Origin of the sequence: Pseudomonas oryzagri (assembly GCF_020831405.1) — a bacterium.
Classification (GTDB): domain Bacteria; phylum Pseudomonadota; class Gammaproteobacteria; order Pseudomonadales; family Pseudomonadaceae; genus Geopseudomonas; species Geopseudomonas oryzagri.
This window is the reverse complement of sequence record NZ_JAJHPU010000034.1, coordinates 45,772-51,980: the sequence shown is the minus strand read 5'-3', so window position 1 is coordinate 51,980 and position 6,209 is coordinate 45,772. Positions and strand designations below refer to the sequence as shown.

Here is a 6,209-nt window from a genome sequence, read left to right as displayed (position 1 = left end):
GGAGATCCGCAGCGGCCTGATGCGCCTGTGGCAGGCCATGCGCGACTGCGTGGACAACGGCCTCAAACACGAGGGCATCCTGCCCGGCGGGCTCAACGTGCAGCGCCGCGCGGCCAAGCTGCACCGCAGCCTGCAGCAGCTGAGCAAGCCCAACGTGATCGGCTCGACGCTGAGCGGCATGGAGTGGGTCAACCTGTTCGCCCTGGCGGTCAACGAGGAGAACGCCGCCGGCGGGCGCATGGTCACCGCGCCCACCAACGGCGCGGCGGGGATCATCCCGGCGGTGCTGCACTACTACGTGCGCTTCAGCCCGGCGGTGAGCGAGGCCGACGTGGTCGACTACCTGCTGGCCGCCGCGGCGGTGGGCATCCTGTGCAAGAAGAACGCCTCGATCTCCGGTGCCGAGGTCGGCTGCCAGGGCGAGGTGGGCTCGGCCTGCGCGATGGCCGCGGCGGGGCTGGCCGAGGTCTTGGGCGCCAGTCCCGCGCAGCTGGAGAATGCCGCCGAGATCGCCTTGGAGCACAACCTGGGGCTGACCTGCGATCCGGTCGGCGGGCTGGTGCAGGTGCCGTGCATCGAGCGCAACGCGATCGCCGCGGTGAAGGCGATCAATGCGGCGCAGATGGCGCTGCGCGGCGACGGCGAGCACTTCATCTCGCTGGACCGGGTGATCCGCACCATGCGCGACACCGGTGCCGACATGCACGACAAGTACAAGGAGACCTCGCGCGGGGGCCTGGCGGTCAGCGCCATCGAGTGCTGAGCGCCCTCTCATCATTCAGGAGAACCGCCCCATGACGGCCATGTTGCAGCGGGTGGCCGCGCCGCCCGCCCTGGAATCCATCGCCTTCCTGCTGGTCGAGCAGTTCAGCCTGGTCGCCCTGGCCGCCGCACTGGAGCCGCTGCGCCTGGCCAACCAGCTGAGCGGCCGCGGTCTGTTCCGCTGGCACACCCAGAGCCTCGACGGCCGTCCGGTGCGCGCCAGCAACGGCATGCTGGTCGCCCCCGACGGCGCCGCAGGCGGCCAGCCGGCGGACGCCCTGATCCTCTGCGGCGGCGGCGGCGACGGCGGCGCGCGGCTCGACGACCCGGCGCACGCCCGCCTGCTGCGCGAACAGGCCGCCCGCGGCGTGCACCTGGGCGCGCTCGGCTCGGGCAGCTGGACACTGGCGCGCGCCGGCCTGCTCGACGGCTACCAGTGCACCACCGCCTGGGAGTGCCGCGCCGACCTGCATGCGGATTTTCCGGCCGTGACCCTCAGCCCGCAGAGCTTCGTCATCGACCGCGACCGCTACACCGCGGCTGGCGGCACCGCCGCCCTGGCGATGATGCTGCAGCTGATCGGCCGCAACCACGGCCCCGAACTGGCGGCGGCGATCGACGAGACCTTGGCCGGCGCCCACCTGCCCGCCGCCGAGGCACCGCGCCTGCCGGCGGCGCGGCTGCGCCGCATCGGCCATCCCAAGCTCCGGGAGGTGATCCAGCTGATGGAGAACAACCTCGAGGAGCCCATCGACCTCGAGCTGCTGGCCGGCTACATCGCGCTGTCGCGGCGCCAGCTGGAGCGCCTGTTCCAGAAGCACCTGTGCTGCTCGCCGTCGCGTTACTACCTCAAATTGCGCCTGCTGCGCGCCCGCCAGCTGCTCAAGCAGACCGACCAGCCGATCGTCGAGGTCGCCAGCGGTTGCGGCTTCCTGTCGGCGCAGAGCTTCTCGCGCTGCTACCGCGAGCACTTCGGCATCCCGCCGAGCAACGAGCGGCCAAGCCGCGCGCGGTCCAGCCGGGAGCGGGTGCACTAGTTTATCGGTCGGGTGCGACCACCTTTGGGCCCGCCTGCGCCTAGTGCGCGGTGCGGGCTCTTTTTTTGCCCGCCCGGCCTGCCGCTTCAGCAACCTTATGGCCGGCGCTGCTTAACAGCGTACGGGTAAAGCCTGTCCGCGAAACGACCCCTGACCTGCCCCCCAGCTGGATTGGCTTGCATTCGGCCTGCGCCACACACCCCTCTCGCGACTGGTAGCAAACCGACCGGCTGGAGACGCTCAGAAGCCCCCATGGAAACGGGGCTGTTTCACCCGGACACGGGCCTGTGCCATGATCCGTCGCCTTACCGAACGGACTCAAAAGTAAGCATCCCATGCAGTTCTCCCGTGAACTCATTCTTCAGCAGGCGCCGGACGATGCCTCGGCCAAAGCCGCCCAGGGCCTGCGCAACGTCGCCAAATGGCAGAGCCTCGGGGCCAACGAGCTGGCCCTGTGGGGCGAGTGCAAGGGCAGCGGCAGCAAGCCGTATCAGGTGCAGATCGACCTGAGCGCCCTGGCCTTCAAATGCAGTTGCCCGAGTCGCAAGTTTCCCTGCAAACATGGCTTGGCGCTGGCGCTGATTCGCGCCGAACAGAGCAGCGCGTTCACCGACGCCGAGCTGCCGGTCTGGGTCGGCGAGTGGCTGGAGGGCCGTCAGCAGCGCGCCGAGAAACAGGAGCAGAAGAAGGCCACCGCCACTGCGCGCAAGAGCCCTGAGGACGCGGCCTTGCCTACCAAGCGCCTGGAGCGCATGGCGGCCGGGCTGGACGAGCTGGAGCGCTGGCTACAGGATCAGGTCGCCCAGGGCCTGGCCGGACTGCTCGGCAACGAGGGCGCGCTGGAACGACTGGCCGCCCGCATGATCGATGCGCAGCTGCCGGGCGTGGCCTACCGCCTGCGCCAGCTCGCCGGCGTTCCCGGCAGCGGCATGATCGATGGCGTGGACTGGCCCTTGCGCCTGCTCGGTGCATTCGGCCGTTTGCAGCTGATGATCGACGGCTTTCGCCGCTTCGACAGTCTGCCGCCCGACGCGCGGGCCGACCTGTCCCAGGCCCTCGGCCTGCCACTGAGCAAGGACGAGGTGCTGGGCCAGGGCGAACTCTGCCGCGATGAGTGGCAGGTGCTCGGCCAGCGCGTGGAGGAAGAGGAGCGACTGTGGCTGCGCCGGGTCTGGCTGCTCGGCCTGAACACGGGGCGCGTCGCGCTGGTGCAGGATTTCGCCCACGGATCCCAGCGCTTCGAGCAAGTCTTTCTCACCGGCTCGGTGATCGCCGCCGAGCTGGCCTTCTACCCCGGCGCCCATCCCCAGCGCGCCTTGCTCACCAACAGCCCGGAACTGCGGGAGCGCGCCATCGAGGCGCCGCCCTCCCCCGTCCGGGTCGCGCTCGCCGAGCTGGCCGCGGCACTGGCGGCGAACCCCTGGCAGCCCCTGCGCCCGCTGCGGGTCGATGACGGCGTACCCGAGCGGACGCCGGACCACGGCTGGGTACTGCGCGTTCCCGGACAGGACGCCGATGGCGCCATGCCCCTGCGCCTGGACGAGCGTGACGGCTGGGTGCTGTGTGCCCTGGCCGGTGGCCGGCCGCTGCGCCTGTTCGGCGAGTGGCACCTGGGCGTCGACGGCTGTCATCTGCGCCCCCTGACCGCCTGGCAGGAACGGGCACTGGTCTGGGCAGTACAGGAGAACGCCGAATGAGTCGACTCGAACCTCTCGCGGTCACCGCGCTGCTCGGCACCCGCAAACAGAAGCCTGCGCCGCTGCCGCTCGACGGGGAAATCGCCACGCTGCTCGCGGCCATCGCGGTTTCGCCGGCAAGCGATGAAGCCGGCGTTCTGCGCACGGCGGCGGTGCTCGACATCTGTCAGCAGGCCGGCTGGGTCGCCCCAGATGCGACGACCCGCGCAGCGCCTCCCGCCCCCGCGGACGCGCAGGCGCTGCCACCGGCGGCTGTCCTGCCCCTGCTCCCCCAGATGTTCGCCGAAGGCTACGAGCGCCTGGGCCAGCTGACCCTGCTCGAACTGGCGCGCCATCGGCTGCGCCTGCCGCCTGTCCTGCTCGCCGATCTGCTCGAGAAGGCGCGCCGCGACGACGCCTGGCGCGGTCTGGTCGCGCCGGTGCTGGGCGAGCGCGGGCGCTGGCTGGCCGAGCGCAATCCGGCCTGGCAGGTACAGGCCAGCGACCCGACCACGGCGCCCGATGACGAGGCCTGGGAATTCGGCAGCCTCGATCAGCGCGTGGCCTACCTGAGTGCACTGCGCGTGCGCGACCCCGCGGCTGCCCGCGAGCGCTTCGCGGCTGCGCTGAAGGAGCTGGATGCCCGCGAGCGCGCCACGCTGGCACGCGCGCTTGCCGCCGGCCTGGCCGCGGACGACGAAGCCCTGCTGGAGAAACTCCGCGGCGACCGCAGCAAGGAGGTGCGCCGAGTCGCCGTCGATCTGCTCGCGTGGCTGCCCGGCTCGGCTTATCGACAGCGCATGAACGCGCGTCTGGCCCAGTGCATCGCCTTTGCGCCGCGGGAGCCCGGGCCGGGCGGGCTGAAGGGCCTGTTCAAGCAACTCGCGCAGGTCGTCTCGAAAGAGCCGGCGGTACGCATCGAGCCGCCGGAGGCCTTCTTCGCCGATGGCAAGGAGGACCAGCTGGAGGAAGCCGTACCCGGCGGCGAGGGTCTCGGCCAGCGCGCCTGGTGGCTGTATCAGGTGGTGGCCGCCACGCCGTTGCAGTGGTGGCGCGAGCACGGCGCCCTGTCTTGCCGCGAACTGGTGGCGGCAGTCGGCGGCAACGACTGGGAAGCGGCGATGCTCCGCGGCTGGTACCAGGCCACCCTGCGCGAAGGCGACGCCGAATGGGCGGCGGCCCTGCTCGATCGCCTGTCCGCCAATGGCACGCAGCTGGCGCGCAGCTTTCTCGACAGCCAGCCGCTGATCGCCCTGCTGCCACTGGACGAGCGCGAACGGCACTGGCTGCACATCGCCGCGAACATCGACGAGCGCAACGGACCGAGCCTCTCCGAGCTGCTCGGTCAGATCGTCGACGCCATTCCCATCGAGGCGCAGCCGGGCGCCGACTTCTGCCGCCAGTTGCTGCCGCACCTGCGCAACGGCATCGGCCTGCCCCGCAGCGCCTACGACTACAACCTTCGGCAGGCCATGCGGGCCTTCGCCACGCTGCTGCCCCTGGAGACCTTCACTGAGGCTCGCCAGGGCTGGCCGGATGGCGAGTCCCTGGGCCGTCATCAACGCGAAGCCGTGGACGACTGGCGACACACCCTGACCCTGCGCGAAAACCTGCAGCAACTTCTCGATTAAAGCGGACGTAATCATGGAAACCAGCCTGGTACTGCGCCAACACGCCGAACAGCAATTCGCCGAGGAACTCGACCAACTGCGCAAGCAGGACAACCGCCAGCGCCCCGGCAACTGGGAGCTGTCGCCCTGGGCGGTGGTCACCTACCTGCTCGGCGGCAAGCTGGACAACGGCTTCGAGGTCAGCGCCAAGTACATCGGCAGCCGGCGCCTGATCGAAACCGCCGTCGCGACCCTGGCCACCGACCGCGCGCTGCTGCTGTACGGAGTGCCCGGCACGGCCAAATCCTGGGTGTCCGAGCACCTGGCCGCGGCCATCAGCGGCGATTCCACGCTGATCGTGCAGGGCACCGCCGGCACCAGCGAGGAACAGATGCGCTACGGCTGGAACTACGCCCAGCTGCTGGCCAAGGGCCCCTCGCGCGAGGCGCTGGTCGAGAGCCCGCTGTTGCGCGCGATGGAGCGCGGCAAAACCGCGCGCATCGAGGAGCTGACGCGGATTCCCGCCGACGTGCAGGACACCCTGATCACCCTGCTTTCGGAGAAAACCCTGCCCATTCCCGAGCTGGCCAGCGAAGTCCAGGCGGTACGCGGATTCAACGTCATCGCCACGGCCAACAACCGCGACAAGGGCGTCAACGAACTGTCCTCGGCGCTCAAGCGCCGTTTCAACACCGTCGTGCTGCCGGTGCCCGCCAGCGAGGCGGAGGAAGTGGCCATCGTCAACAAGCGCGTGGCGGAAATGGGCCGGGCGCTGGAGCTGCCCGCGGAGCCGCCGGCACTCGCCGAAGTGCGCCGGGTGGTGCAGATCTTCCGCGAACTGCGCAACGGCCTGACCGAGGACGGCAAGACCAAGCTCAAGTCGCCGAGCGGCACGCTGTCGACCGCCGAAGCGATATCCGTGATCAACAGCGGCATGGCGCTGGCCGCGCACTTCGGCGACGGCCTGCTGCACGCCAACGATGTGGCCGCCAGCCTGCTCGGCGCGGTGATCAAGGACCCGGTGCAGGACGCGGTGGTCTGGCGCGAGTACCTGGAGACCGTGGTCAAGGAGCGCAGCGACTGGAAGGACCTCTACCGCGCCTGCCGCGAGATCGAGTGAGCGC

The 6,209-nt window shown here is 70.3% G+C and carries 5 protein-coding genes; all 5 read left to right on the top strand.

From position 1 onward, the window contains the following. Nucleotides 1-763: L-serine ammonia-lyase (locus LMJ29_RS12125; RefSeq protein WP_229605785.1), on the top strand; the 763-nt coding region annotated here is incomplete at its 5' end. Between the two features lie 31 nt (nucleotides 764-794). Further along, on the top strand, nucleotides 795-1,799 hold the full coding sequence (locus tag LMJ29_RS12120) for a GlxA family transcriptional regulator (RefSeq protein ID WP_229605784.1): 1,005 nt from the start codon (nucleotides 795-797) through the stop codon (nucleotides 1,797-1,799). Between the two features lie 335 nt (nucleotides 1,800-2,134). Beyond that, on the top strand, nucleotides 2,135-3,496 hold the full coding sequence (locus tag LMJ29_RS12115; RefSeq protein ID WP_229605783.1) for an SWIM zinc finger family protein: 1,362 nt from the start codon (nucleotides 2,135-2,137) through the stop codon (nucleotides 3,494-3,496). Beyond that, entirely contained in the window at nucleotides 3,493-5,106 is a 1,614-nt protein-coding gene (locus LMJ29_RS12110) for a DUF5691 domain-containing protein (protein ID WP_229605782.1), read from the top strand. Before LMJ29_RS12115 ends, LMJ29_RS12110 begins: the two co-directional genes overlap by 4 nt. 13 nt (nucleotides 5,107-5,119) lie before the next feature. Further along, on the top strand, nucleotides 5,120-6,205 hold the full coding sequence (locus LMJ29_RS12105) for an ATP-binding protein (protein ID WP_229605781.1): 1,086 nt from the start codon (nucleotides 5,120-5,122) through the stop codon (nucleotides 6,203-6,205). The last annotated feature ends 4 nt before the right edge of the window (nucleotides 6,206-6,209 follow it).

Coding starts and splice junctions, on each gene's coding strand:
- LMJ29_RS12115 (WP_229605783.1), top strand. CDS start 2,135: ATGCAGTTCTCCCGTGAACTCATTCTTCAGCAGGCGCCGGACGATGCC.
- LMJ29_RS12120 (WP_229605784.1), top strand. CDS start 795: ATGACGGCCATGTTGCAGCGGGTGGCCGCGCCGCCCGCCCTGGAATCC.
- LMJ29_RS12105 (WP_229605781.1), top strand. CDS start 5,120: ATGGAAACCAGCCTGGTACTGCGCCAACACGCCGAACAGCAATTCGCC.
- LMJ29_RS12110 (WP_229605782.1), top strand. CDS start 3,493: ATGAGTCGACTCGAACCTCTCGCGGTCACCGCGCTGCTCGGCACCCGC.